Source organism: Chloroflexus sp., assembly GCF_056331925.1.
In genome coordinates, this window is sequence record NZ_JBWGQH010000001.1 from 270,461 (window position 1) to 295,587 (window position 25,127).

Sequence of the window (25,127 nt, forward strand, 5' to 3'; positions counted from 1 at the left end):
CTGACAGCAGGGAGCGATGAATGTCACACGGGTTTGATGACGATACTATTCTGGGAAAAGCTTACGATGGCCGGCTGGTGCGCCGCTTGGCCGGTTATGTCATCCCATATTGGGGTCGGTTGAGTTTGGCCATTGGATTACTGCTTGGGGCAATTCTGACCGATCTGCTACCACCGTTGCTCATCCAACAAGCTATCGATGGCCCGATCAGTGCCGGCGCCGTCGATGGGGTCTGGCCTTATTTTGTGGCGTTTCTCGGTGCGTTGCTGACCAACTTTGCGTTTCGTTATAGTCACTCCTATTTCATCAACAGCGTCGGGCAGCAGGTCATGAAGGATCTGCGCGTGGCAATCTTTCGCCATATTCTGTCACTGAGTCTCTCCTTCTTTAACCGCAATCCGGTCGGACGCTTGATTACCCGGATTACCAACGATGTCGATGCCCTCAACGAGTTTTTGACGCAGGGCGTGGTGATGATCATCGCCGATCTGCTCACCCTGATCGGGATTATCGTTGTCATGTTCGTTCTCAATTGGCGACTGGCCCTGATTAGTGTGGCGATATTGCCGATATTGGCCCTGATTGTGGCGATTTACCAGCGGTTTATGCGCACGACCTATCGGCTTGTGCGGCAGCGCTTAGCCCGGATCAACGCCTTTCTCAGTGAGCAAATTAGCGGTATCCTCGTAACTCAGTTGTTCAACGGCGAAGATCGCAGCCGCGCACATTTTGAGCGTCTCAGTGACGAATATATGCAGGCTAACATTCGTTCGGTGCTAATCTTTGCCATTTTCATTCCGTCGGTCAACCTCCTCGCTACCATTGGCACCGCCGGGTTACTCTGGGGCGGAGGTAATGGCGTACTGGCCGGCTGGGCCTCGCTCGGCACACTCGCCGCGTTTATCCAATATCTCGAACGCGCCTTCCAACCCATCCGCAACCTCGCCGAACGCTACACTGTCCTGCAATCGGCCATGGCCTCTGCCGAGCGCATCTTCACCGTACTCGACACCCAAGCCGAAGTGCGCGATCCGGATCGACCCCGTCCACTCCCGCAACCGGTACGTGGCGAAATCGCGCTACACAATGTCGTCTTCGGCTACGATCCGGCAGAACCGGTCCTACGCGGTATTACGCTGCACATTCCCGCCGGGCAGTCGGTGGCGATTGTCGGGGCAACCGGTGCCGGCAAGAGTTCGTTGGTCGGATTACTCGCCCGCTTTTACGATGTGCAATCCGGTCAGATTACACTCGACGGCATCGACATTCGCGAAGTAGCCCAAGCTGAACTACGCCGCCATATTGCTGCCGTCCCTCAAGACCCGGTCTGCTTTAGCGGCACGATTGCCAGTAATATTCGCCTCCACAATACGGCAATTAGTGATGATCAGGTTCGAGCCGCTGCCGAACTGGTCGGCGCACACCGTTTCATCGAGCGCCTCCCCGGCGGTTACGAGTACGAGGTACGTGAGCGTGGCGCCAATCTCTCGATCGGCCAACGCCAATTGCTTGCGTTCGCACGCGCTATTGCCTTCAATCCAGAGGTATTGCTCATTCTCGACGAAGCAACCAGTAGCGTTGATACCGAAACCGAGACCCTGATCCAAGAGGCACTCACCCGCTTGATGCGTGGTCGTACCAGCATCATCATTGCCCATCGGTTGAGCACGATACGGCATGTTGATCGGATTATCGTGTTACACAAGGGGCGAGTGGTCGAAGACGGCACTCACGAGGATCTGCTGGCCCGACGTGGTTACTACTACCGACTATATCAATTGCAGTTTACCGAGGCCTAACATCGTATCGTCACAATCGGCGGGGCAGCGCTACGGTGAATGCACTCCCTTCACCGAGGGCGCTGCGCAACGCAATATGCCCTCCATGGGCATCGACGATATGGCGCACAATCGCCAACCCCAATCCGCTACCGGAATAGCTACGGGCGAGCGAATGATCGACTTGGTAGAAGGGGAGGAAGATTTTTTCGTGCTCGGCAGGAGCAATCCCGATGCCGGTATCTTCAATCCGGATAATCAACCGCGTCGGCTCATCACGCACAATCAAACGCACCCGCCCACCCGGTGGTGTGTACTGGAACGCATTATCAAGCAAGTTCCGTACCATCTGTTCAAACGCCGAGCGGTCGATTTCAATCGGCTTTATCTCCGACAGAACCACGTCAAATTGCAATTGGGCCTGGGCAGCCCGTTCACGAGCCGCTGCGATCAGCGGACGCAAAATATCGAGTGGCTGTAACTGAACAAAACTCAATGAACGGCTACGAACTTCCTGAAAATAGAGCAGATTGTTCAACTGACGGGCCAAAATCTCGCCGCTGCGCCGCATCACCCGAATAGCCTCTTCTTGCTGGGGATTGAGCGGACCGAGCATCCCACGGTCAAACAATTCGAGATAGCCAAGCAGCGAGGTGAGCGGGGTACGCAGCTCGTGCGAGAGGGTAGCAAGGAACTGGTCCTTCATGCGGTCGAGGTCTTGCAACTGGGCGTTGGCAATGGTCAGCTCACGCACCCGCGCCTCGAGCCGCTCAACCAACTTCTGGTTGTACGACCGCAGCAGCTCCGTCTCCATGGTAGCGGGCAACCGCTCACGCCGTCCATCGATAAACTCGGCGATCTGGGCCGGTAACGCGCGGGCGTCAATCGGTTTACTGAGATAACCATCACATCCGGCAACAAGCGCTCGTTCACGCGAACCCGGCGAAGCATCGGCAGTTAGGGCAATGATCGGTACCCCATGCATATGCGGTAATGAACGGAGACGGGTCGTTGTCTCATACCCGTCGAGGCCGGGAATACCAAGATCGACCAACACTAATACCGGATGGCTGGTACGGGCCAGCGCAAGCCCTTGCGGCCCATCTTCGGCAATCACCACCTGGTAACCGCGTGCCGATAGTACCCGCTGCACCAAACGTTGGTTGTCTGGATTATCCTCAATGTACAAGATTTGCGGCATTTGGCTCATAGTGTTGTGACGTTAGCCTCATCCGGCTCAGTCATGAAGGCCGGTTGAGCAACCGGTAGCGTAAAGGTAAAGGTGGAACCAATACCCGGTGTGCTATCAACCCAGATTCGCCCGCCTTGGGCCTCTACCAATTTGCGGGTGATCGCCAACCCTAACCCGGTACCACCAAGCCGCGATCGCCGACCGTGAATCTGCACAAACTCGCCAAAGATATCTTGTTGCCGCTCGTGTGGAATGCCGATGCCGGTATCCGACACACTTACCGCAACATACCGACAGAGTTTACCGTCTTCATTGACCTCATCAAGTACCTGAGCGCTTACCGTAATAGTACCACGTTCTGTGAATTTAATCGCATTCGAGAGCAGATTAAACAGAATCTGACGCAAACGATCGCTGTCGGCAACGACATCGGGTAACACCGTCGGTAACGCATTCCGTAGCGTCACCGGCCGATTACGCAACAACGTCTGCACCGTATCGCAAACCTCAGCGGTGATCTGATAGAGATTAACCGATCCTAGTTCCAGGTTGAGGTGACCAGCTTCAATTCGTGCTAAATCGAGTAACTCATTGATCAAGTGGAGCAAGAATCGGCCATTGCGGTTGATACTCTGCACATCTTCACGCTGAGTTGGCGTCAATGGTTGCTCAGTATCATCGAGCAAGACGGTTGAGAAGCCAATAATTGCATTTAACGGTGTACGCAACTCATGGCTAATGCTGGCGAGAAAATCGCTCTTGCGTCGGTCGGCCAACTGTGCCCGTTCCAACGCGGCGCGCAATTCTTCAGTACGCTGGGCTACCTGCTGCTCAAGATCATTATAGAGCTGGACATTCTCAATGGTCAGACCGACCATACTGGCAAAGGTGAGCAATTGAGCGGCATCACGCGCCTGTACCGGTCGCTGGCTCAGTTTGTAATCAGCCGAGATAATACCGATCACCGTATCGTTACGCCCAAAGATCGGAGCCTGCACATACGAACGACTGGCAGAGATGGCCTGTTTCGCTTTATCGACCCGTGGATGTTCCCACGGATTATCAATGATGATGGCTTTGCGGCTGCGCACGACATCGGCTTCGACACTCCCACCATCGATACGGAGTGGGTTAGCATTGGCAACGGCGAGAAACTGCTGTGCTTGCCATTCATTGCCGGGGCCAAACGATGCATTCACCGCCCGTAGCACATCGCCATCAACGAGATACAGCACAGCGCGGTCGAAACCAAACCGCTCGCAGACCACTCTTGGGATCGTTTCGAGCAATACCGGCCACGAAAGAATACTTTTCAATTCGTTCGAGACCGCATTCAGCGTTGCCAATTGGCGAGCATTCTCTTCCAACTCGGCAATTTTACTCTGCAACGTATCGGTCATCTGGTTGAAAGCAGCAACCAACTGACCAATCTCATCATTACCGGCGGGCGGCAACCGTTGTGACAGATCACCGGCGGCAACCGCACGCACCCCTTCACGCAGTACGCTGATCCGCTTGGTGAAAGAGAGCGAGAGTAACAGACCCAGCAGACTAATCAGCACAATGATCAACAGCAACGTCGCAACCAGTTGGTTCCATAACCGGCTTTGACTCTCACTAAGACGAGCACCGGTGGCAATCGCCGGTTCATCGATCTCATCTGCCGGAATCACCAAGGCTACGCTCCAACCTGCCGTGGTGATCGGAGCATACGCAACGTAACTCACCTGTCCTTGTTCTTGGATCAATTGGACGCCTGATTGCCGGGCAACCATCCGCTCGGCCACGACACGCAGATCGGCATTGGCAGCGTTGAGTAAGTTTTCGGTGCGGTATGGCTGATCCCACCGACCCACAGCCTGCATATCCGGGCGCACGACGACGTCACCGTTGGTATTGACCAAGAACGCATAGCCATTGGAACCAACATCAACCGTTAGCAGATCTTGCTGAATGGTGTTGAGTAACAGATCAAACGCTACGACACCGATCAACCGACCCTGTCGGTCGTAGAGCGGGCGGGCACATGTGGTTGCCAACATGCCGCTATTGGCGTCGATGTAAGGCTCCGTCCACACGGTTGTACCAGTATCGCGCGCCTTGGTATACCACGGTCGTACTCGCGGATCGAACGCTTCAAGGGTGAGCAACTGGTCAATCACCGCCTCATTGTCGAAGGCGATTACTCCACCTTCTTCAAGTGCGATGTAGCCGATGTTGACCAACGAATTATTGGCGACCATCGTGCGCAAGATGGGAATGATTTGGCGCACGTAAGCGACCTGAGAAGCGTAGCGGCGCAGGAGTTCATCGGTTGGCCGCGGTGCCACCCACACCCGCTCGCGATTATTCGTTTCGCCTAAGGATTCATACCGCTCGAGTGCATACCCCGCGACTGCCTCGACCTGTTGTTGAACGCCGATCAGGGCTGCATCGTAAAACTGTGCTTTATCGGTCGCCCGCTGCTGCAAGCTTGCTGTCGCTTGTTGGCGAAGTGCATTCGTACCCTCATTCACGGCAGTTTCGCGGGCAATATGTAAACTGCTCAGTCCAAGCCAGCCAACAACAATCAACGGCGGTAAGGCAAGACCGAGCAGCAAGAGCAAGATTTTAAGTTGGATGCTTGAGCGAATGGCATTCATAAACGCCGGCAAGGAAGTAGGCACAGCTCAGAGCACACATACAACCAGTCATCAACTGTTATGTATGGTAGCAGAACTTGACAAAACCGGCAATTCAACGAGATGACGGAAGGCTTACAGCAATATTGCGATCCACTACGTCATCAATTCGTCATCTAAAACCATCGTTTTTACGACACACTATCGTTAAGAATGGGTGAGGAACACGCGATGTGATACACCGAGGTGTGCGATGCGATTTCGTAATCGTCTAGCTATTATCATCAGCCTCCTCTGGGCGATGATCCTACCGCTCACACCGGCTCCGGCTGCCCCGACCATTGCTGCCGATGGGCGACCAGATGAGCAGCTCTTTGTAACCCATTCCGGGGCAGCATCCGCCGATACATTCCCGCTGCTTGCTACGACTAATGGGTACCTGACACCACCCATGTCTGCACCACGGCCATTTACGCATCTCTTGTTGCGGTGGTCAGTTGAACCGGCGGTACCAACCTTTGTCACCGTGAGAGTAAGTACCGACGGGATAGCGTGGAGCGATTGGACACAGATAGCCGAGGATCCTGAGTTGTGGCAAGTCAACGACGGCCCCGATGTGCATTGGAGTGAAATCATCTACGCCGGCGACGACCGCCGTTGGTATCAGGTGCGGATTGAGCTGACTGACCCAACGGCATTCCACTCGCTGCGTGTCAGTCTAGTTGATAGCCGGTTCGGTCCGGCTACACCGGTAGCTACCCCGGCAGCCGGGGCAAGCGCTGTTGATCGCCCATCTATCGTCAGTCGAACCGCTTGGGGCAATCCCCATGGTCAGAGCAGTCCGCAAGCGCCACCCGCGTACTATCCGGTACGGCACCTGGTTATCCATCATACTGCCAGCTCAAACACGCTGGCAGCAGGACAAACGTGGGCTGATGTTGTGCGTTCCATCTGGTCGTTTCACACCTATACGCGCGGATGGGGCGACATTGGCTACAACTATCTGATTGACCCGAATGGGGTGATCTATGAAGGTCGGGCCGGCGGTAATGACGTCGTCGGTTTCCACGATACCGCTAATTATGGATCAATGGGGGTATCGCTCATCGGTACGTATAGCACGATTGAGCCAACCGCAGCCGCGATTGAGTCGTTGGTAGCACTGCTCGCGTGGAAAGCCGACCAGAAACACATCGATCCGATGGGACGCAGTTTCTATTACGGTTGCTCGATCTCACGCTACTGCGCTCCGTTCAACCCTGGTGCAGTGATTGACCACATCAGCGGTCACCGACAAGTCACACCCAACGGCTATACAACCTGTCCCGGTGACCGCCTGTTCAATCTCTTACCGTTGATCCGTCAACGGGTACAAGCTCGCCTCATTGGGGAGAGCCAACCCGACAACGGCGATCTCGTGATTGAAGAGCACGAGAGCGGGTTTAGCCGTAGCAACGCTCGTTGGTACCCTGCCGTCTGTGGCTATGGCGGTAGCGTACTCTACACCTACGCCACCGATCGGCAATCCGAAAGTACCAATTGGGCAACGTGGCGTCCTAATTTGCCGGCTGCCGGTGTCTACCGGGTGTTAGTGCATATTCCCGATAATTGCGCCCCCCTGACCTTAACCCGGCAAGCACGGTATCGAATCACGACTGCCGGTGGTACGATTGAGCGCGTCGTCGATCAGGCAGTCCAGCAAGGGTGGGTAGATATCGGTTCGTACAACTTCGCCACCGGTACTGCCCGTCTGGAACTGTCAGATCTCACCGGTGAACCACTATCGTCGCAGCGGGCAATACTGTTTGACGCCGTGCAATGGCAGCCGATTGATACGGCAAATCAACGCCTTGAACTGGTGGCGGTCGAATACGGGGCTACCACCATTGCCGCCGGTGAAGTACTTCCGGTGCGCTTTACCGTGCGTAATGTCGGCACAGTGCCGATCTACGGCCAAGACCCACCGGGCGGCACCGTGTTCGATCTTAGCTCCTCAACGCCGGAACGCAACGGTTACGTCTACGATGAAGGTGAGTGCTTTCTCGGTAATGCTAACCAGAGCTATCCTGCGTTTCCGAAAGAAGCCGGACGTTTCCGCGTCATGCTTGGTCCTACCGACCGCAGCGTTCCCTGTGTGGGCGAGACCGGCGGCTATCCATGGCGGTGGGGAATTGATGGGCGCCTCGATCCTGGCGAAAGCCAAATGATTGTCGGCTACGTCCGCTTTCGGGTTCCGGGGGCGGTAACGCTACGCGCCGGCGCGATCCACGAATACGTTACCTATGCCGCCCTTAATCAGGCCGAACAGCAGATTACGATCACGCCTGAACGGCAACCACCGCAACCGGCCCGTTACGACGAGTTACTTCAACCGCTGGCAATGGTTTACCGCCTTGCCAATACCCCTGTGCGCCTTTTGGCCCGCACGCAGAACCCGCTGAGTGTGCGGCGCGGCGAGTTGTTGGGCAGTTTTGTCTGGAATGGTGAGTTACGCGCATGGGGTGACGGTGGGCCATTGCCTAATCTCCACGATCATTTTCTGATCGAACAGACCCGCACATTCGTCGCCCCGATCGAAGGTGTATACACCTTCGAGCTGAGCAGCGACGATGGTGCATGGCTCTGGGTGAACGAGCAACTCGTCATCGCCAACCCCGGCCTCCATCCCTTTACCACCGTAACCGGCACGATCACGCTACCGGCGGGAAGACACACGCTTGCTATCAAATACTTTGAAGTCGAGGGTGAAGCTGCCGTCGGTTATCGGATCAAAGAACCGGGAACAGCCGACTTTAGGCTGTTGCGCGACGGTCTTGTCGAGGGTGAGGGGGTTGGGAATCACGTCCGGCAGATTACCGATCTGCGGGTGAGCGCTTCCGATTTGGGGGGTGGCGGCACCGGATTACGGTATTCGTGGGATGGGGAGACGTGGATTACGACCACCGAAAACAACGTGACTATCGGCGCACTAACCGATGGAACATACCATCTGCGCTACCAAGCGTTCGACCGCAACGGCAACGAGAGTGAAATTGTCGATCTGCACTTGCGGGTCGATAGCGAACTGATCATCTATCAGTCGTTGTTGCCGATGATCATGCGATAACGAGCGAGAGGCGTTGCGAGGCAACGTCTCTCGCTCGAACGTAACGTTACCGATCACGGATGCGTTTCACGCACGTCGATCACCTTTGCGACGACCGGCTTTATCACTTCACGCACCTGATCGACCGTCATGCCACTGACTTTAAAGGTCACTTCTGACATTGCCGCCGTTTCACCGGCGAATGTTCCAAGGGCAATGATATTACCACCGCTGTTGGCAATCGCCGCTGTCAGTTTCGCCAATGCACCTGGTTCATCGGCCATCGACACCGTTGCTCGGATACCGGCGTTACGTGCACCCATCAGTTCCAAGAAGATTTTGAACAAATCGGTTTCAGTAATGATACCGACTAACTCGTTCTCCCGCATCACCGGTAAACCACCGACCCGCCGGTCGGCCATAATGCGCGCCGCTTCTTCGATGGGGGTATCAACGGTCACCGTGTAGACTTCGCGCGTCATCACACGCTCAACCGTCAGCTTGCTCAGCAAATAATTCAACTCCCACACGCTCAGCGTCGTTGCCGGCGAGGGCGAGGCGTTAATCAGGTCTTTAAGTGAGACAATACCGACCAAACGACCGTGAGAAACGACCGGTGCACGCCGAATATGTTCGGTGCGCATCAGATGCATTGCATCATGAATCGAAGTCTCCGGAGTTACCGTAATCGGAGGATGCGACATGCGCTCGCCAACAAACATACTGCTTACCTCCCTAACGCCTCGTTACGAGTAGCGCCTTCGCTACTCTGTGGTATCAACTATACCATGTGATGGTCATCTGCGTAGTAAACGGGTAACAACTTTCACGAGTATGTTACAATCGAAAGGAAATACGATAACATGTACGACCCGGTACGGCACATGATCACGGTTGAAACAACTGCGCTCTCCATCCAACGCCTCACACGCCGCTATGGCCTGCTCACAGCGGTCAAGGAAGTCGATCTTGAGTTAGCCGCCGGCCAATTTATGGCTCTGCTTGGCCCATCGGGCTGCGGTAAAACCACGCTGCTGCGCCTGATTGCCGGATTCGAGCAGCCTAATCATGGCGTCATTATGATCGGTGGGCGCACGGTGGTAGGGCCGTGCGGCGCTAGCGTACCTCCCGAACAACGACGGATTGGGATGGTGTTTCAGGATTATGCACTGTTTCCACACCTGAGTGTGGCCCAAAATGTAGCCTATGGCCTACCGCGTGGCCCCGACCGGGTGAAGCGTGTGGAAGAGTTGCTGGCGCTGGTTGGTCTAGCCGATACTGGCCGGCGGATGCCTCACGAGTTATCGGGAGGGCAACAACAGCGGGTAGCATTGGCCCGCGCCCTCGCGCCCCGTCCAACCTTGATCTTGCTCGATGAACCGTTCTCGAACCTCGATGCCGGTCTACGCCAAACTGTGCGTAATGAGGTTCGACAGATTTTACGCCGTGAAGGCGCTACTGCCTTGTTCGTTACCCATGATCAGGAAGAGGCGCTGAGTATTGCCGATATAGTCGGGGTAATGATCGACGGACAGATTGTGCAAGTTGCACCCCCACGGGAGTTGTACGAACGACCGGCCAGTCGGGCTGTCGCCACTTTCGTCGGCGCCGCCAATTTCGTACCGGCGATAGCACAAGGCATGGTCGCCCAGAGCGCCTTGGGGCCATTACCACTCGTTCAATCCCACTTCGGTCCGGTTAACGTGATGATCCGTCCTGAAATGATCACACTGACGCTCGACGAGGAATCTCCCCATCGGGTTGTTGAACGGAACTTTTTTGGCGCTGATGTTCGCTACGAGATCGTCCTTAGTGATGGTACGCTGATCAATGCTCGCCTCGCGCCTTGGCATGATCTCCCGATTGGTGCACGGGTAGCGGTATCGGTACGCGGGCCGCTCGTCGCGTTCGCTGAGCCGAAATAGTCCAGAGCATAGTCAGTATCTACCCAATAAACGCTATTTCTGTCGCATTGACGCTTCGCAGCACGAATGCTATGATCAGCGCACCTTTAAGCGCCGGTATTTGTGCGGAGAGAAGCAATGGAGCAAGAGCAGATTATCGCCATCCGCGAGATCTATTGGAACATTGACCATACCATTGGCGCAACTTTTCTCTATCTCACCGTTCTCATCACAACCGCCGTCATGGCGTGGGGTATCCTGCGCGACATCAGACGTTGGAGTCACGGACGGCCCGCGAATCGGATCGGCAATCCGGTAACTCGTTTCCTTGAGTTCACCCGTCAGAGTTTGGGGCAAAAGAAGGTTCTCCGCGACCGACGAGCCGGAGTGATGCATGCACTGATCTTTTTCGGCTTTCTTACCCTGTTCATCGGTACCGATATTATCGCGGTTGAAGAGGACTTTACGGTACCGTTGATGGGTGAACAAGCCGGTAAAATCCTCGTCGGCGATTTCTACAAAAGCTACGAATTCATCCTTGATACACTCGGTTTGGCCTTCGTCGCCGGTTTGATCTGGGCGACATGGCGACGTTACCGCACGAAGCCAGATCGACTCGACAATCGACGCACCGATGCGTGGGTGTTGGGCGTAATGCTGTTTATTGGCATTGGTGGCTTCCTTATCGAGGGATTGCGCATCGCAAACCAAACCATTGGCGGGGTACCGGTTTATGAGCAAGAGTGGGCACGGCTGGCGTATCTGGGTTTTGCGCTGGCCACCCTCTTCCGGGCAATCGGCTTGGGTGATGGGAGTCCGGTGGCATTGATGATACACCCGCTGCTCTGGTATACCCATGCACTCGCCACCGGTCTGTTTATGGCTTCATTACCGTTTAGCAAGTTCCGGCACATTCTCTATACACCGCTGAATACGTTCTTCCGCGATCTGCAACCAAAGGGTGCGCTCGACCCCATCCCCGACCTCGAAGCCGAAATTGAGAAGGAAGAACCACGTTTAGGGGTGGCAACACTTGCCGATCTGACGTGGAAGCGGCGAATGGATCTCGATGCATGTATGCGCTGTGGACGTTGCCAGAGCGTTTGTCCGGCTCATGCGAGTGGAGCTTTGCTCTCGCCAAAATACATTATTACGAAACTGGCCGATTTACAGCGTGGCGACCCGATCCATTTCAAAGATGGCACCATTAAGACCTTGGCCGAACTTAACGGCAACGGTGCCACTGCCGAGACGTTGCCGTTGGTTGGTACGGTCATTGAGGCCGAGGAATTGTGGGCGTGTACGACATGCAACGCCTGCGTCCATGAATGCCCGGCGATGATCGAGCATGTTGACGATATTGTCGATATGCGCCGCCACTTGACGATGATCGCTAGCGAAGTGCCGCAAGGGGTTAAACGGGTGCTGGAAGGGATCGAGCGGCAGAGTAATCCGTGGCGGCTGCCTGCCCGCGAACGTACCGCGTGGACGGAGGGACTTGACGTGCCGATCTTGGCCGAGAAAGAACAGGTCGAGGTCTTGTACTGGGTTGGGTGCGCACCTAGCTACGATGAACGATCGCGTAAAGTGGCACGAGCGATGGTGCAGTTGTTACAGAAGGCAGGGGTTGATTTTGCCATCCTTGGCGAAGAGGAGTGCTGTACCGGCGACCCGGCCCGCCGGATGGGGGAAGAGTTGCTCTTCCAATCCCAAGCCCAGCAGGCCATTGAGACGATGCACCAGTATAAGTTCCGTACTATCGTTACCACGTGTGCTCACTGTTTCAACAGTATCAAAAACGAATACCCGCAGTTTGGCGGGCGGGCCGGTATTGATTACGAGGTTGTCCATCACACCGAGTTTTTGGCTCGGCTGGTGCGCGAAGGTAAACTCAAGCCGACGAAAGCGGTGCGTGAGCGGGTGGTCTATCACGATCCCTGCTATATCGGGCGTTATAACGATATCTACGATGACCCGCGTAGTTTATTGCACAACATCCCCGGCATTGAGCTGGTTGAAGCTCCGGATCGTAACCGCGAACGGGCGATGTGTTGCGGTGGTGGTGGTGGGAATGTCTGGCTCGAACGGTGGGGTGAGCGCAACGTGAACGTGATCCGGCTTGAGCAACTGACCGCTGTACAACCACAGACGGTGGCTGTTGCTTGTCCGTTTTGTATGGTAATGTTTGAAGATGCGGCCAAGAATACGGGTCGCGCCGAGACGTTGCAGCGGCGTGATGTGGCCGAGTTGTTACTTGAGAGCGTCAGAGACGCAGGAGGTTAACGCAACAACGCAAAGGCGCGAAGGACGCAACGGACGCACAGGCGCGAAGGACGCAACGGACGCACAGGCGCGAAGGGCGCAACAACGCACAGGCGCGAAGGGCGCAACAACGCACAGGCGCGAAGGGCGCAACAACGCACAGGCGCGAAGGACGCAACGGACGTAACGGAGGGATGCATGGCAGTGCGTCCCCATCCACCCGCAAGGCACAGATCGTGCAATTACAATTATAGGATGACCACACCGAAGGTTTCGATCATCTTACCCATTCGCAATGCAGCAACGACACTAGCAGCTTGTTTGCGCTCGTTAGCACGACAGACCTTTACCGACTATGAAGTGCTGGCTATCGATGATGGATCGGACGATGAATCAGCTGCGATGGTCGCAGATGCGGCGGCTCACGACGCACGGATTGTGCCGATCAATGCTGGGCGAATTGGGTTAGCGGCGGCACTCAACCTCGGCCTAGCGTTAGCGCGCGCACCGATTATTGCCCGTATGGATGCTGATGATGTCATGCATCCAGACCGGCTTGCGTTGCAATACCAGGCTTTACAAGCACAACGCGACCTTGCACTCATTGCCTGCCAGGTTGTTGCCTTTCCGGCGCAGGCGGTGCGAGCCGGCTATCGTGAATACCTCCGGTGGCAGAACCGCATCCTCACTCCAGAACAGGTGGCTGCCGAGATTTATGTCGAATCGCCCTTTGCCCATCCCTCAGTTATGTTCTGGAAGACAGCCGTACAAGCGTTAGGCGGCTATACTACCGATCCGTGGCCAGAAGATTACGAGCTGTGGTTACGAATGTACACTGCCGGGCTGCTGATGGCTAAACTGCCACGTCATCTGCTGGGGTGGCGTGAACGGCCAGATCGTACCTCGCGGGTTGATCCGCGTTACGCCCGCACAATCTTTGATGAGCTGCGAGCCACCTTCTTGGCCCGTGACCCACGTCTCCACCGTGGAAGACCGTTGGTGTACTGGGGGGCGGGACGGGTGACACGCCAGCGGGCGCGCCGGTTGATCGATCGCGGTTTTGTGCCGGAAGCTTGGATCGACGTCGACCCAGATAAAATTGGGCAGATCATTTGGGGTGTACCGGTACACGCCCCATCTTGGCTCAACCACCGGCCACGCCCATTCGTGCTGGTTTATGTCACCAATCACGGCGCACGCGACCTCATCAACAGTTGGCTGACCGAGCTGGGATACCAACCAGGAGAAGATTATCTGGGAGTTGGCTGAGCACGAAGCCTACTGCATCTTCAACTGACCGTCTGCCTCGTCCTCGACAGGTGAGAGTAACCCGCTGTACAATGAACGCAATAGTTCGCGTAACTGCTGCACCTCGTGCTCAGACAGTGAGCGCATCCGTCGCCGCAAACGTTCGTGATGGCGGGGACGCAAATTGCGCAACTTCTCGGCGCCGGCCTCGGTCAAGCAGATGAGGCTCACCCGCCGGTCGTTGGGATCAGGGCGACGTTCAACATAGCCTTTCGCGATCAGCCGGTCGACAATCCCGGTTAGATTCGAGTTATCGCACATCATGCGTGCGCTGATCTCACTGAGAGGAACACCGCTGCGTGAGGCATAGTTTAAAATCATGAACTGAGGTACTGTCAAACCCTCGCCGCGCAGATCATAGCGATTATACATCTCGAGAATCGAGTGAACCTGACGCAGCAACGTATATGCCTCAATCTCAGGTGTCGTCTCGCTACTCTGCTGCCATCCGGCAGGTTCTGTGGAGAGGCTCATTGCAATCTCCTCACTAGTGCGCTGGAGGCACAGGGGGTAGGAGTTCTGTACAAGTCAGTTATAACAGTAGACAGTAGATTGTTGTCTGCCGTATAATTCCTGCTACATTGAACTATAGCATGACTGTTCCCGCTATGTCAATATTGTTTCAATTGAAACAGTTTCAATTTACGAACGAGGTTTAACCGTGATACCACCACAACCGCGCTACGAACAGATTATCAGCATTGCGCTGATGGTGACGCTCGGGCTGGCTTTGGTCTTTCTTATCGATAGTAGTGCGATCAATCCACGCATCACCTTCGGCGGCGATCTCCCGGTGGTTGGGCTATCATGGGTCTTTATCGGTATGCTTGCCGGCCTGACGACGCTCGGAGCGGAATGGATCACCCGTCAGCATCCACACCCGGTAGACTGGATACTCCGTTCGTGGGGGCCATTACGCAATGTAACCCCGGCGCTTTGGGTACTCCCTGCACTTAACGTGATCGCGGCCTACGCCTTCTGGCAGCTCTTCAATCAGGTGTTGGGCAGTACAGCTTTGGTCTTTGCATTGATCGGCACAGCCGGTATGCTGGTCGTCATTCTTGTAGCGCAGTATTTTTGTCTCGACTGGCAACCGACCGTCCACACACCGGCGCAGATTGTGTTACACGTGATTGGGTATCTGATAGCGTTTAGTAGTTTTAGTGCCATTTACTACACTCGCTACCGCACACTTTATTCGGCCACGATGGTGGCATTAGTGGCAGCGCTATTAATCTATGCGCTGCTGAATATTCAACGCCGGCCTGTCTCAGTAGGGGTCGCTCTGATTGGCGGGCTAGGTATTGCCGAACTGATGTGGGCCTTGAATTACTGGCAAACGACCTTTTTGCTGGCCGGTGTGGTACTGTTAGTAGTGCTGTATGTCGTCATCGGATTGCTGGGTTATGCGAGCATCGGCCAACTCAACCGGCGGTTGTTAATTGAGTACAGTGTGGTAGGAGCAATCGTGATCGGTGGAGTGGTGTACGCTGCGTTGTTCTAACCATCTGGCTGCACCAACACCTACCGGTAGCGATAGTCAAGATTCCGGCTTGCCGCACCGATAGCTTTCTGCTACACTTACTCATGCTTTATCTGAGTCGATCCCCGGTTTCATCACAGCGGCTTTGATAACAGCCGCTGTCGGGAGAAAGCGCGTGCGACGCATGATGGATACATGGCGGCAGCGTCTTAACCCCGTCGGTCTCTTCGTCGGGTATCGGTGGCTGGCGTGGCTTCTTGCCGGTCTTACCTTGACTCTGCCCGGCTACACTCCCCAAAACTTGCCACTCCACGCCAGTTTGTTGTTACTGGTATTGCTGGTCACGCTCTTCATTACTCGCCAAGCGTCGAGCTATCTGCGCCTCATGCAACGCAGACCGGCTTTGCTGACCGTCGACATTCTTGTGGCGCTCATCGTCGTTCTGGTAAGTGGTGGTGGGTGGCTTCCCTTTGGCCCAGCAGCATTAGGTAGCTTGATTGCACCGGCACTCCTATTCGGTTGGCAAGGGGCACTCCTGAGCGGAATAGGGTTTGTGATAGCGTATCTGGTCAGCAGTACCTTGGTATCAATACCGGCACTCAGTGGGCCACAGGCTGTTGTTGTCTTGTTGTTCGGCCTCGGTTGGACCGTATTAGCTGCCTGGCAACGACCGCTGCTTGATCGGCATCGAGACCAGAATACGTCGTTCATTGGTGACACAACCCTACCAACCGGAACACGCCGATCCGCCCTACCGAAGAATGAAGCGATTAGTGCGGGAATTGATTGGTTTTCACCATCGATGATGAGCGCCGGTAGCCGACGTAGTGCTGAATTGGCCCCGGCCATCTCGCTCCGCCCCGATCTGCGTCTCGCGATCTTTCACTTGGTCGATGAGGAACGGCAACGAGGTGGCTTTCAGGTTAATTGCCAGATCGAAGGTGCGGTGCAGAAGCTCACCACAGCTCAGCAGAGTGTACTCTTACGCACCGCTCAAGAAGCACTAGCAAACGTTCGCCGCCACGCCCACGCCTCGTTGTGCCACGTCTTGCTTCGCGTTGACGAGCACGTTGCCACCTTGCAAATCGAAGATGATGGTGTTGGTTTACTCGACGGTACCTACGAACGACCGCATCTGCACGCACTGCGTGCGCTACGTTATCGGATCGCCGAACTTGACGGTCAACTCACCGTCTTTGAAGGCGAAAAAGGTGGTCTTACAGTGCGCGTGACCCTTCCTCTTGAACCATAAAGTTGCAGTATCATACCGTTAGTTCTCACTGCATCGGCAGTTGAGCGATTGGCGAGGAGTCCTAACGCATGCGACCACGCCGTTTTTGGCATGCTCCGGCGCTTGTGACAGCACTGGTCTTACTTATGTACGGCATGTTCCTCCCGATAGAACAAGAGCCAACTTGGCTGCTTTTGCTCTGGATTGGTGGGGCACTAGCCGGATTGGTGATGATAAGTCAGATCAATGCTGCGCCGCCGAGCAACGATCTTAGCCGTACCGTCTCGCGGATCGGTACGGTGATAATCCTCGGCTTTCTGATGCTGAGTCTGCAATTGCTTCGACAGCAATTGATTAAAGCTGAGGCAATTAGCAGCTACGTTGTCACCAGCGCCGATGGCAGCACCACCAGCAATGTCCGTCCGGTACTGGCTACCCAGCGCGTCTTACGCGGGCCAATCAGTGACCGCAAGGGGCGCATCTTGGTCGAGAGTATGTTGGTCAACGGGATTGCCCGACGCTCATACCCACTGGCCGGTGCATACGATATAACGGCTTTTGGGCACATTCTCGGCTTTTTCAGCCCTCGTTATGGGCAGAGTGGCCTTGAAGCAAGATTCAACGACTACTTATCGGGTGAACGCGGCAACGAGTGGCAATCACTGCTCAACGAATGGACAGGTGAATTACCGCAGGGCAATGCACTCACCCTCACCATCGACGCCGAGTTGCAAGATCAGGTAGCGCGTTTGCTCGGCGATCGGCGTGGCGCGGTGGTTGTCCTCGATCCACGGACAGGGGCGATACTGGCAATGGTGAGTCGGCCTGGATTTGATCCGAGTCGATTGGTGGTCGACCCGGCAGCAGCCGATCTCGCTGCCGAACGCCAACGGGTGAGTGACTATTGGTCACGGTTGAATCAAGATGATGCGGGCCAGCCATTACTCAACCGGGCCAGCCAAGGACGTTATCCACCCGGATCGACGTTCAAGACGGTGACGGCGGTGGCGGTGTTAGAACATCCGTTGATTGGGCAACCCAACCAAATAACCTGCCCCAACGAGTATTTCCCACAACCAGATGCGCCACCTATCGTCAATGCGGTGAATAATCTAGGTGCCATAATCGGTGAACCGGTGACCCTTGAGCGGGTCTACGCTTTTTCGTGCAATACTGCTTTTGCCCAGTACGCAGTACGATTGGGTGCCGACCGATTTGCTGAGGTGGCCCAGCGCTTTAACATCTTTCTCCCCAACCGAATCCCAACCGGGTTCAGAGTATTACGCGATCTCCCTTCCGAACCTAGTTTGCTGGCAGTACAGGCCAATTTTCTCGCACAGCCGCGTGCGCTGGCCGATACCGGTTATGGACAGGGACAGTTGCTCGTCACGCCGTTACAGATGGCCCTAATCGCGGCAACAATCGCCAATGACGGCGTGATGATGGAACCCTATCTCGTACAACGGATTACCCGCCCGGATGGTAGTACCGTTCGGCAAACGACGCCGAAGTCAGTGCGACGGGTGATGAGCAGTAGTACGGCTCGCCAGATGCGCGAGGCTATGGCAGCCGTGGCTCGGTACGGCTTTGGTAATAGTATCTCACAGTTTGTCACGCAACCGGTCGGCGGTAAATCAGGCACCGCCGAACACGTACCCGGTGCACCGCCCCATGCGTGGTTTATCGCCATTGGCCCAATCGATCAGCCACGTTATGCTGTCGCCGTAATCATCGAGCAAGGCGGTGAGGGTAGTGGCGTTGCTGCCCGATTGGCCGGTGAAGTGCTGGCGGCAGCATTTGCCTTAGAGTGAGAAAATAGGTGCCGTCGCTTTGTCCAGGCGGACGGGAACGATAGTAAATGCAATGTCAGTAACACAATTATGTTCTACGAGATTTCATCGTTCGCTTACCGTATGGTGGATAACCGGATTGCTGATCGCTTGCACGACTGCCGGCCCGCGTGAGACAGCGCCACTGCCAAGCACGACGCCGGTACCAACGGCCAGCCCGGCGGTGACTACTGCTACCCCTTCTCTCTCCCTTAACGCGACGCTCCGCCAACAGATCTTTACCGAAGTGTGGACGACCATTAACGAACACTATATTGATCCGACCTTTAACGGGGTAGATTGGGGAGCAGTACGAGCCGAATACGGTCCACGAGCGTTAGCAGCGGACGATGACGATACCTTTTTCACCATTATTGAGACGATGGTTGCCTTGTTGCGCGATAACCATTCCCGTTTTGTACCACCACAAGCGGTGATCATCGAAGATCGGCTCACCAGCGGACGCGAAGAGCAGGTAGGGATCGGGGTGACGACGTTGCAGCTCAACGATGGCTTATTGATCCAACACGTCTTCCCGGAGAGTCCGGCAGCCCGAGCCGGTCTGCAACCACGGGATCGGATCGTTACTATCGATGGCCGCACCTTCAATCTCAGCTCGATTGAAGGACCGGTGGGCAGCCGGGTGCGCCTATTGATTGTTCTGCCAGAGGGTGGATCGCGTGAAATCGAACTTGTACGCGAGCGCGTGGAGGGTCGGATCGAACCATACATTATGCGCATGAGAAATGATATTACCTACGTTGCCATCAGCACGCTATGGGTCAACGACATGCACGAGCAAGTCGCAGCGGCGTTACAACGGCTGGTGAGCGAACGACCACTGCGCGGTATCATCCTCGATTTACGCACCAATCCGGGCGGATGGCGCGCGGTGCTCAGTGGGCTACTCGGTCATTTTGTTGAGGGTAACGTTGGGTCATTCGTTAGTCGTAAAGGAGAAACTCCTTTAACGATCACACCACGCGATCCCGACCTACGCGGCCTGCCAATTGCCGTTTTGATCGACCGTAGCACCGCATCATACGCTGAATTGCTCGCAGCGATCTTGCAGCGAGAAGCCGGTGCAGTAGTTATCGGTTTACCATCGGCGGGCAACACGGAAACAATCTACGCCTACGAAATCACCGGGGGCTCAAGGTTGTGGGTAGCGCAAGAGGGGTTTCGCCTGAACGACGGATCCGATCTCGAAGGGCGTGGGGTTATCCCTACTATTCAACCGAACAGCGACTGGACACGGTTTCGGATTGAAACCGATCCGTGGATCAACCTCGCCATTGAGCAGCTTAGCAGCAGATAAACCGCTCACCCGCCAGAAAACGCAACGGTGAACACGCGAGAGGTTACTTTCTCCCTCGCCTGTTCACCGAAGCGATCAGCGGTACTACGTACTCAATCCAAATAATCGCGCAGGTGTTGGCCGATTTCGGGACTACGCAAACGGCGCAGAGCCTCGGCCTCAATCTGGCGAGCACGCTCCCGCGTCATACCGAGCACCCGACCAACCTCTTCGAGAGTGCGGCGACGGCCATCACGCAAACCGTATCGTAGATCGATAATCCGGCGCTCGCGGTCGCTCAGTTGATTGAGGGCCGCACAGAGGTCGCGCTGGAGCAATGTTTGGGCAGCGATCTCACCGGGCGCCGGCAACTCTTCGTCGGTAATAAAGTCGCCGAGCGTATGATCCCCTTCATCACCTACCGGCGTCTCGAGCGAGACGGGGCGACGAGCCGCTTCGAGAATGCGCTGGATCCGCTCAACCGGTTGACCGAGGGCCATCGCAATCTCTTCGGGTGTTGGTTGGCGTTCGAGTGATTGGGCCAGCCGATCAGCAATCCGCTTTACCTGCCCCACCGACTCGCTCATATGCACCGGCAGCCGGATGGTGCGGCCTTGTTCGGCAAGGGCGCGCGTGACGGCTTGCCGGATCCACCAGGTAGCGTAGGTGCTGAAGCGATTGCCTTTATGGTGATCAAACTTTTCAACTGCCCGCATCAGACCGATATTCCCCTCTTGGATCAGGTCGAGCAGCGAGAGGCCTCGGCCAACATACTTCTTGGCAATGCTAACCACGAGCCGCAGGTTGGCCTGAATCAGATGACGGCGAGCCTCTTCGCCTTCCTGCACCGCCTTCAACAACTCACAGCGCTCGCGCGGTGTGAGGTCGGTAGCGGTGGTCAACCGCTGTTCGGCTGCATTGCCTCGCTCGATACGCTCGGCCAACTCCACCTCTTCAGCGGCAGTAAGTAATGCGACACGACCGATCTCTTGGAGGTAGTGCTGCACCGCATCGAGCGATGGCTCAAACTGTTCTACCTCACCGAGATCGGGATTAAACAACTCGTCTTCGTGCCCGAAACGGTCTTCACGCTCGTGCGCAGGAAACGACACATCTTCTTGGTTCCAGTTGGATAGACGACGCTTGAGCATTGGCGGGCACTCCTGCTCTACTACAATGAGACAAAACACCGATAAGCTCCGCTCTTGCGGAGATGCCATCAGAGGCGCCCAGCACGTAACGAAACGGGGTGACGTGTGAGGTCAGAACCGTCGAGGATGTGACGGCAGTTGCTGTTTTATCTGATAACAGCGAATGTTAGTATACGAGTGATAACACCATTTGTCAAGTACTTTGCACACAATTTGTTCACATGCATTTTCATCCCAACTCACTGATACGCACGGCGACTTCAGCGGCAACGCGCGTATTATTCCGCAGCAACGCGATGTTCGTTTCGATACTTTCCCCGCTCGTTTCCTCAGCCATTGCCGCGAGTAAGAAGGGTGTTACCCCAGGACCGCGCACGCCTTCAGCTTCAGCGCGAGCCAAGGCACGGACAATCGCCGCTTCAACCGCATCACGTTCGAGGGCGCTCGATTCGGGTGGCGGCACGCACAACAGCATACCACCGGGAGCGGCAAAGCTGCGGTAGCGGCGTTGGAGACGCCACATACGGGCAGCAGCCAGTGCATCGGGAGCTACAGCAGTAACGGGCAGACCGCTATGTGGCGTATAAAAGGCAGGAAACTCGTTGGTCTGATAGCCAACGACCGGCACACCTTGCGTTTCGAGATATTCGAGTGTTGCCGGCAAATCGAGAATAGCTTTTGCACCGGCGCACACCACGAGCACCGGCGTGCGACCCAATTCGGTGAGGTCGGCGCTTACATCCCAGCTCCGGCTCGCACCACGATGAACGCCACCAATACCACCGGTAGCGAAGACCTCGATACCGGCAGCCGCAGCGATGGCCATCGTCGCGGCGACAGTCGTTGCCCCATCGGCGCGATCAACCATCGCCAAGCCAACATCCCGCCGACTAAGTTTACGGATGTGTTCACCGCCGGTCGCCAGGCGTTCTAACTCATTACCGTTCAACCCAACCACCGGCACACCCTCAATCACACCAATAGTTGCCGGCACTGCGCCGTTGGCCCGTACTTCGGCTTCTAAGCCTTCGGCAACCGCCAGATTGTGTGGGTAGGGCAAGCCGTGGCTGATCAACGTGCTCTCAAGGGCTACAACTGCACGACCCTCTTCGAGTGCAGTCATCACTTCTTCGGCAACACGGAGCATAACATCCTCCTCCAATAAGCCTGCACAGAGATAAACGAACGTCACCGTCGCTTTTCAGGCATCCACCACAATAGCACCGGCACGGTCGAGACGATAAGCAGCGATACCATACCGTCGAGCTTGCAACACATCGGATGGTCCCGGATCGGCGAGGATCACCGCTACGTACAACCCACGCCGACGAAGCATTGTCAGGCCGGCCAACCATGCTTCATCAAGTACGGAGGTAATGGCGATCAGGGTACTCCCCCAGCTCAGGTTGAGTGATGACAGTTCGGTTAACACACTACCGGTAGGCACCGGCTCGATCCGGCCCAGGAGCAGTAACAGTGTCCGCAAGTGATCATGTTCGGCACGCGGTAATAGAGGTGCTATCGGTGCTTTGGTTAGCGGATCACAGCCGTCGCTACACAGCCCAACCGCCTGTTGACGGTTGATCAGAGCCGTCGCCAACGAGGCCGTCGCGATCACAGCCCGTTCACGGTCATCACGGGCAAAGCGACCCCGGTACGCTGTTTCACTAAATTCAAGGGCAATAACGGTCATCCGGGCAATCACCGGCGCCAACTCACGCACATGCAACTCACCCAGGCGGGCACTCGTCTTCCAGTCGATCAAGCGGGGCGAGTCGCCGAACCGATAGTGACGGACACCGATTTTTTGAACCGGATCATCGAACAAACTCAAGCGACGCCGCTCTTGGCTATAGGGCAGACCGGCGGGTAATTCGAGCAGCGGTACTGGAACAATATGCGGAACGATCGTTAGTGGCGTCAGCTGGTGTTCGCCGATCAACACCTCATTGCGGTCGATCACCGTACCGATCACGAGCCGCAGCGGTCCCAACCAGTAGAGACCACGTTGACGGCCCTGCACCTGATAGCGGAGCGTGTACTGCTGACCAGGGTGCAGGCTAAGCACCCAACGTTTACGGGTGACAGCACTCAACGACGGCGGCACATCTTCGGTCACGATGAGATAAGGTAACGGTAGGCGCCCCTGATACGAAATCGTGATCGTCACTTCGCCAACTTCATCAGGGGCGAGCACGAGCGGCGCGTGCCGTTGCCAAACAATGTACCGTCTGGCTAGACGCGGCCACAGCCAGCCGATGACCTGCGCACCGATCAAGACGTAGACGGCGAAACTCACTGCCGGGCTAGGGTCAAAAGCCAGCCAGATCAGGGCAAGCAGGGTAACGGCACGCAAAAAAGTCATCGGCCACCTACATACGGAAGACGCCAAACCGCGTCGGTTGGATAGGAGCCTCGGCAGCGGCAGCCAGCCCTAGTGCCAACACCCGCCGCGTTTCAATCGGATCGATGACACCATCATCCCAAAGTCGAGCACTCGCGTAATAGGGATGACCTTCTTGCTCATACTTTGCCAAGATCGGCGCGATAAACCGTTCTTGTTCTTCGGGCGTCATGTCTTGGCCACGGGCGCGCAGATTGTCGCGGCGCACGGTGAGGAGCACATTGGCGGCCTGCATTCCTCCCATCACACTAATCCGCGCATTCGGCCACATCCAGAGCTGACGCGGTTGGTAGGCTCGTCCACACATACCATAATTACCGGCGCCAAAACTTCCCCCGATAATGACGGTAAATTTCGGCACATTCGCGCAACTCACCGCCGTCACCAGTTTGGCCCCGTCTTTAGCAATGCCGCCGTTTTCGTACTGTTTGCCGACCATAAAGCCGGTAATATTCTGCAAGAAAACGAGGGGAATATTACGGGCGCAACACAACTCGATAAAATGTGCGCCTTTGAGGGCACTTTCACTAAAGAGAATACCATTGTTAGCGAGGATACCGACCGGAAAGCCTTCGATATGGGCAAAGCCGCAAACAAGAGTCGTACCGTAGCGTGCTTTAAACTCGTGCAACCGGCTCCCATCGACAATACGGGCAATCACTTCCCGTACATCGTAACTCTGGCGAAAATCGCGTGGCAGGATGCCGTAGATTTCATGCGGGTCGTACCGTGGTGGTTCAGGATCGCGCAGCTCCCACTGGGCGTGTTGGCGCGGCCCCAGATGAGCGACAATATCGCGGACGATCGCCAGCGCCTCGCGATCATCGTTGGCAAAATAATCGGCAACGCCAGAGATGCGGGTATGGACATCGGCCCCACCGAGTTCTTCGGCGGTAACCTCTTCGCCGGTAGCCGCCTTCACCAACGGTGGCCCGCCGAGAAAGATCGTGCCGTTACCCTTCACAATCACCACTTCGTCGCTCATGGCCGGCACATACGCTCCACCGGCAGTACAACTTCCCATCACACATGCGATCTGCGGAATACCTTCCGCCGACATCTGCGCCTGATTGTAGAAAATGCGGCCAAAATGGTCTCGGTCGGGGAACACTTCGCTCTGGAGGGGTAGATACGCGCCACCGCTATCAACCAGATAGATACAGGGCAAGCGATTCTCGCGTGCAATCTCTTGGGCACGGAGATGCTTCTTAACGGTGAGCGGGAAGTAGGTACCACCCTTCACGGTAGCATCATTCGCGATGATCATTACCGGGCGACCGGCGACACGGCCAATACCGCAGACGATACCGGCAGCGGGCACCTCTTCATCGTAGACGTTGTAAGCGGCGAGCGCACCGATTTCGAGAAAGGCACTATCGGGATCGATCAAGGTATCGATCCGGTCACGGACAAAAAGCTTTCCCCGTTCTTCGTGGCGACGACGTTGTTCGGGGCCACCACCTTGGCGGATATTAGCCAACCGTTCGCGCAGATCGGCGGCCAGCGCCTGATGATAGGCGAAATTGGCTTGAAAATCGGCGCTGTTGGTTTGAATATGGGAATGAATAATCGACATGACTGC

17 protein-coding genes are annotated in these 25,127 nt (G+C 55.9%); 9 read left to right on the forward strand and 8 right to left on the reverse strand.

Going from position 1 to position 25,127, the window contains the following annotated elements; genetic code table 11:
• The first annotated feature begins 20 nt into the window (after window positions 1-20).
• Window positions 21-1,799, forward strand: coding sequence for an ABC transporter ATP-binding protein (locus tag AC01ZF_RS01155; protein WP_428111001.1), 1,779 nt, complete (start codon window positions 21-23; stop codon window positions 1,797-1,799).
• Between the two features lie 10 nt (window positions 1,800-1,809).
• On the opposite strand, the gene AC01ZF_RS01160 is transcribed toward AC01ZF_RS01155, so the two are convergent.
• Together AC01ZF_RS01160 and AC01ZF_RS01165 are read right to left on the reverse strand one after the other, a co-directional pair.
• Window positions 1,810-2,988: a hybrid sensor histidine kinase/response regulator gene (locus tag AC01ZF_RS01160; protein ID WP_428110999.1), complete on the reverse strand. Its 1,179-nt coding sequence runs from the start codon at window positions 2,986-2,988 to the stop codon at window positions 1,810-1,812.
• Window positions 2,985-5,636 carry an ATP-binding protein gene (locus AC01ZF_RS01165; protein WP_428110997.1) on the reverse strand — a complete coding sequence of 884 codons (2,652 nt, stop codon included), beginning with the start codon at window positions 5,634-5,636 and terminating at the stop codon, window positions 2,985-2,987. Before AC01ZF_RS01165 ends, AC01ZF_RS01160 begins: the two co-directional genes overlap by 4 nt.
• Window positions 5,637-5,844: 208 nt before the next feature.
• On the opposite strand from AC01ZF_RS01165, the gene AC01ZF_RS01170 reads away from it, so the two are divergent.
• Entirely contained in the window at window positions 5,845-8,697 is a 2,853-nt protein-coding gene (locus AC01ZF_RS01170) for an N-acetylmuramoyl-L-alanine amidase (RefSeq protein ID WP_476575046.1), read from the forward strand.
• A gap of 53 nt (window positions 8,698-8,750) precedes the next feature.
• Here AC01ZF_RS01170 and AC01ZF_RS01175 read toward each other — a convergent pair whose 3' ends face one another.
• Complete coding sequence (locus AC01ZF_RS01175) at window positions 8,751-9,398, reverse strand: CBS domain-containing protein (protein ID WP_424677436.1); 648 nt, start codon at window positions 9,396-9,398, stop codon at window positions 8,751-8,753.
• Between the two features lie 141 nt (window positions 9,399-9,539).
• Between AC01ZF_RS01175 and AC01ZF_RS01180 the strand changes: the two genes are divergently transcribed.
• From AC01ZF_RS01180 to AC01ZF_RS01190, 3 genes are all read left to right on the forward strand, one after another.
• Complete coding sequence (locus tag AC01ZF_RS01180; RefSeq protein WP_424677437.1) at window positions 9,540-10,601, forward strand: ABC transporter ATP-binding protein; 1,062 nt, start codon at window positions 9,540-9,542, stop codon at window positions 10,599-10,601.
• A 117-nt stretch (window positions 10,602-10,718) separates the two neighbouring features.
• Window positions 10,719-12,863, forward strand: coding sequence for a heterodisulfide reductase-related iron-sulfur binding cluster (locus AC01ZF_RS01185; RefSeq protein ID WP_424677438.1), 2,145 nt, complete (start codon window positions 10,719-10,721; stop codon window positions 12,861-12,863).
• A 234-nt stretch (window positions 12,864-13,097) separates the two neighbouring features.
• Window positions 13,098-14,111 carry a glycosyltransferase family 2 protein gene (locus AC01ZF_RS01190; RefSeq protein ID WP_428113464.1) on the forward strand — a complete coding sequence of 338 codons (1,014 nt, stop codon included), beginning with the start codon at window positions 13,098-13,100 and terminating at the stop codon, window positions 14,109-14,111.
• Between the two features lie 9 nt (window positions 14,112-14,120).
• On the opposite strand, the gene AC01ZF_RS01195 is transcribed toward AC01ZF_RS01190, so the two are convergent.
• Window positions 14,121-14,624: a MarR family winged helix-turn-helix transcriptional regulator gene (locus AC01ZF_RS01195; protein WP_476575047.1), complete on the reverse strand. Its 504-nt coding sequence runs from the start codon at window positions 14,622-14,624 to the stop codon at window positions 14,121-14,123.
• Between the two features lie 187 nt (window positions 14,625-14,811).
• Here AC01ZF_RS01195 and AC01ZF_RS01200 point away from each other — a divergent pair, with 187 nt between their 5' ends.
• The 4 genes from AC01ZF_RS01200 to AC01ZF_RS01215 all read left to right on the forward strand — a co-directional run bounded on the left by AC01ZF_RS01200 (window position 14,812) and on the right by AC01ZF_RS01215 (window position 20,011).
• Window positions 14,812-15,654 (forward strand): DUF5656 family protein, encoded by an 843-nt coding sequence (locus AC01ZF_RS01200; protein WP_424675601.1) that lies wholly within the window; start codon window positions 14,812-14,814, stop codon window positions 15,652-15,654.
• A 163-nt stretch (window positions 15,655-15,817) separates the two neighbouring features.
• Window positions 15,818-16,885 carry a sensor histidine kinase gene (locus AC01ZF_RS01205; protein ID WP_424675606.1) on the forward strand — a complete coding sequence of 356 codons (1,068 nt, stop codon included), beginning with the start codon at window positions 15,818-15,820 and terminating at the stop codon, window positions 16,883-16,885.
• A 68-nt stretch (window positions 16,886-16,953) separates the two neighbouring features.
• Window positions 16,954-18,675: a peptidoglycan D,D-transpeptidase FtsI family protein gene (locus AC01ZF_RS01210; protein ID WP_428113461.1), complete on the forward strand. Its 1,722-nt coding sequence runs from the start codon at window positions 16,954-16,956 to the stop codon at window positions 18,673-18,675.
• 118 nt (window positions 18,676-18,793) lie between these two features.
• Window positions 18,794-20,011 carry a S41 family peptidase gene (locus AC01ZF_RS01215; RefSeq protein ID WP_424675599.1) on the forward strand — a complete coding sequence of 406 codons (1,218 nt, stop codon included), beginning with the start codon at window positions 18,794-18,796 and terminating at the stop codon, window positions 20,009-20,011.
• Window positions 20,012-20,103: 92 nt separating this feature from the next.
• Here the strand turns inward: AC01ZF_RS01215 and AC01ZF_RS01220 are convergent, their stop codons facing one another.
• The 4 genes from AC01ZF_RS01220 to AC01ZF_RS01235 form a co-directional block, all read right to left on the reverse strand.
• Window positions 20,104-21,141: a sigma-70 family RNA polymerase sigma factor gene (locus tag AC01ZF_RS01220; RefSeq protein ID WP_424675598.1), complete on the reverse strand. Its 1,038-nt coding sequence runs from the start codon at window positions 21,139-21,141 to the stop codon at window positions 20,104-20,106.
• A 229-nt stretch (window positions 21,142-21,370) separates the two neighbouring features.
• Complete coding sequence (locus AC01ZF_RS01225; protein WP_424675597.1) at window positions 21,371-22,288, reverse strand: pseudouridine-5'-phosphate glycosidase; 918 nt, start codon at window positions 22,286-22,288, stop codon at window positions 21,371-21,373.
• Window positions 22,289-22,342: 54 nt separating this feature from the next.
• Window positions 22,343-23,506, reverse strand: coding sequence for a DUF58 domain-containing protein (locus AC01ZF_RS01230; protein WP_424675596.1), 1,164 nt, complete (start codon window positions 23,504-23,506; stop codon window positions 22,343-22,345).
• A gap of 7 nt (window positions 23,507-23,513) precedes the next feature.
• A complete protein-coding gene (locus AC01ZF_RS01235) occupies window positions 23,514-25,121 on the reverse strand; it encodes a carboxyl transferase domain-containing protein (RefSeq protein WP_424675595.1) in 1,608 nt (535 codons plus the stop codon).
• Window positions 25,122-25,127 lie beyond the last annotated feature (6 nt).

Bases quoted from the DNA above. Each gene is read 5' to 3' on its own strand.
- AC01ZF_RS01205 (WP_424675606.1), top strand. From the start codon at position 15,818: ATGATGGATACATGGCGGCAGCGTCTTAACCCCGTCGGTCTCTTCGTC.
- AC01ZF_RS01190 (WP_428113464.1), top strand. From the start codon at position 13,098: ATGACCACACCGAAGGTTTCGATCATCTTACCCATTCGCAATGCAGCA.
- AC01ZF_RS01195 (WP_476575047.1), bottom strand. From the start codon at position 14,624: ATGAGCCTCTCCACAGAACCTGCCGGATGGCAGCAGAGTAGCGAGACG.
- AC01ZF_RS01210 (WP_428113461.1), top strand. From the start codon at position 16,954: ATGCGACCACGCCGTTTTTGGCATGCTCCGGCGCTTGTGACAGCACTG.
- AC01ZF_RS01225 (WP_424675597.1), bottom strand. From the start codon at position 22,288: ATGCTCCGTGTTGCCGAAGAAGTGATGACTGCACTCGAAGAGGGTCGT.
- AC01ZF_RS01170 (WP_476575046.1), top strand. From the start codon at position 5,845: ATGCGATTTCGTAATCGTCTAGCTATTATCATCAGCCTCCTCTGGGCG.
- AC01ZF_RS01185 (WP_424677438.1), top strand. From the start codon at position 10,719: ATGGAGCAAGAGCAGATTATCGCCATCCGCGAGATCTATTGGAACATT.
- AC01ZF_RS01160 (WP_428110999.1), bottom strand. From the start codon at position 2,988: ATGAGCCAAATGCCGCAAATCTTGTACATTGAGGATAATCCAGACAAC.
- AC01ZF_RS01230 (WP_424675596.1), bottom strand. From the start codon at position 23,506: ATGACTTTTTTGCGTGCCGTTACCCTGCTTGCCCTGATCTGGCTGGCT.
- AC01ZF_RS01175 (WP_424677436.1), bottom strand. From the start codon at position 9,398: ATGTTTGTTGGCGAGCGCATGTCGCATCCTCCGATTACGGTAACTCCG.
- AC01ZF_RS01220 (WP_424675598.1), bottom strand. From the start codon at position 21,141: ATGCTCAAGCGTCGTCTATCCAACTGGAACCAAGAAGATGTGTCGTTT.
- AC01ZF_RS01180 (WP_424677437.1), top strand. From the start codon at position 9,540: ATGTACGACCCGGTACGGCACATGATCACGGTTGAAACAACTGCGCTC.
- AC01ZF_RS01155 (WP_428111001.1), top strand. From the start codon at position 21: ATGTCACACGGGTTTGATGACGATACTATTCTGGGAAAAGCTTACGAT.
- AC01ZF_RS01235 (WP_424675595.1), bottom strand. From the start codon at position 25,121: ATGTCGATTATTCATTCCCATATTCAAACCAACAGCGCCGATTTTCAA.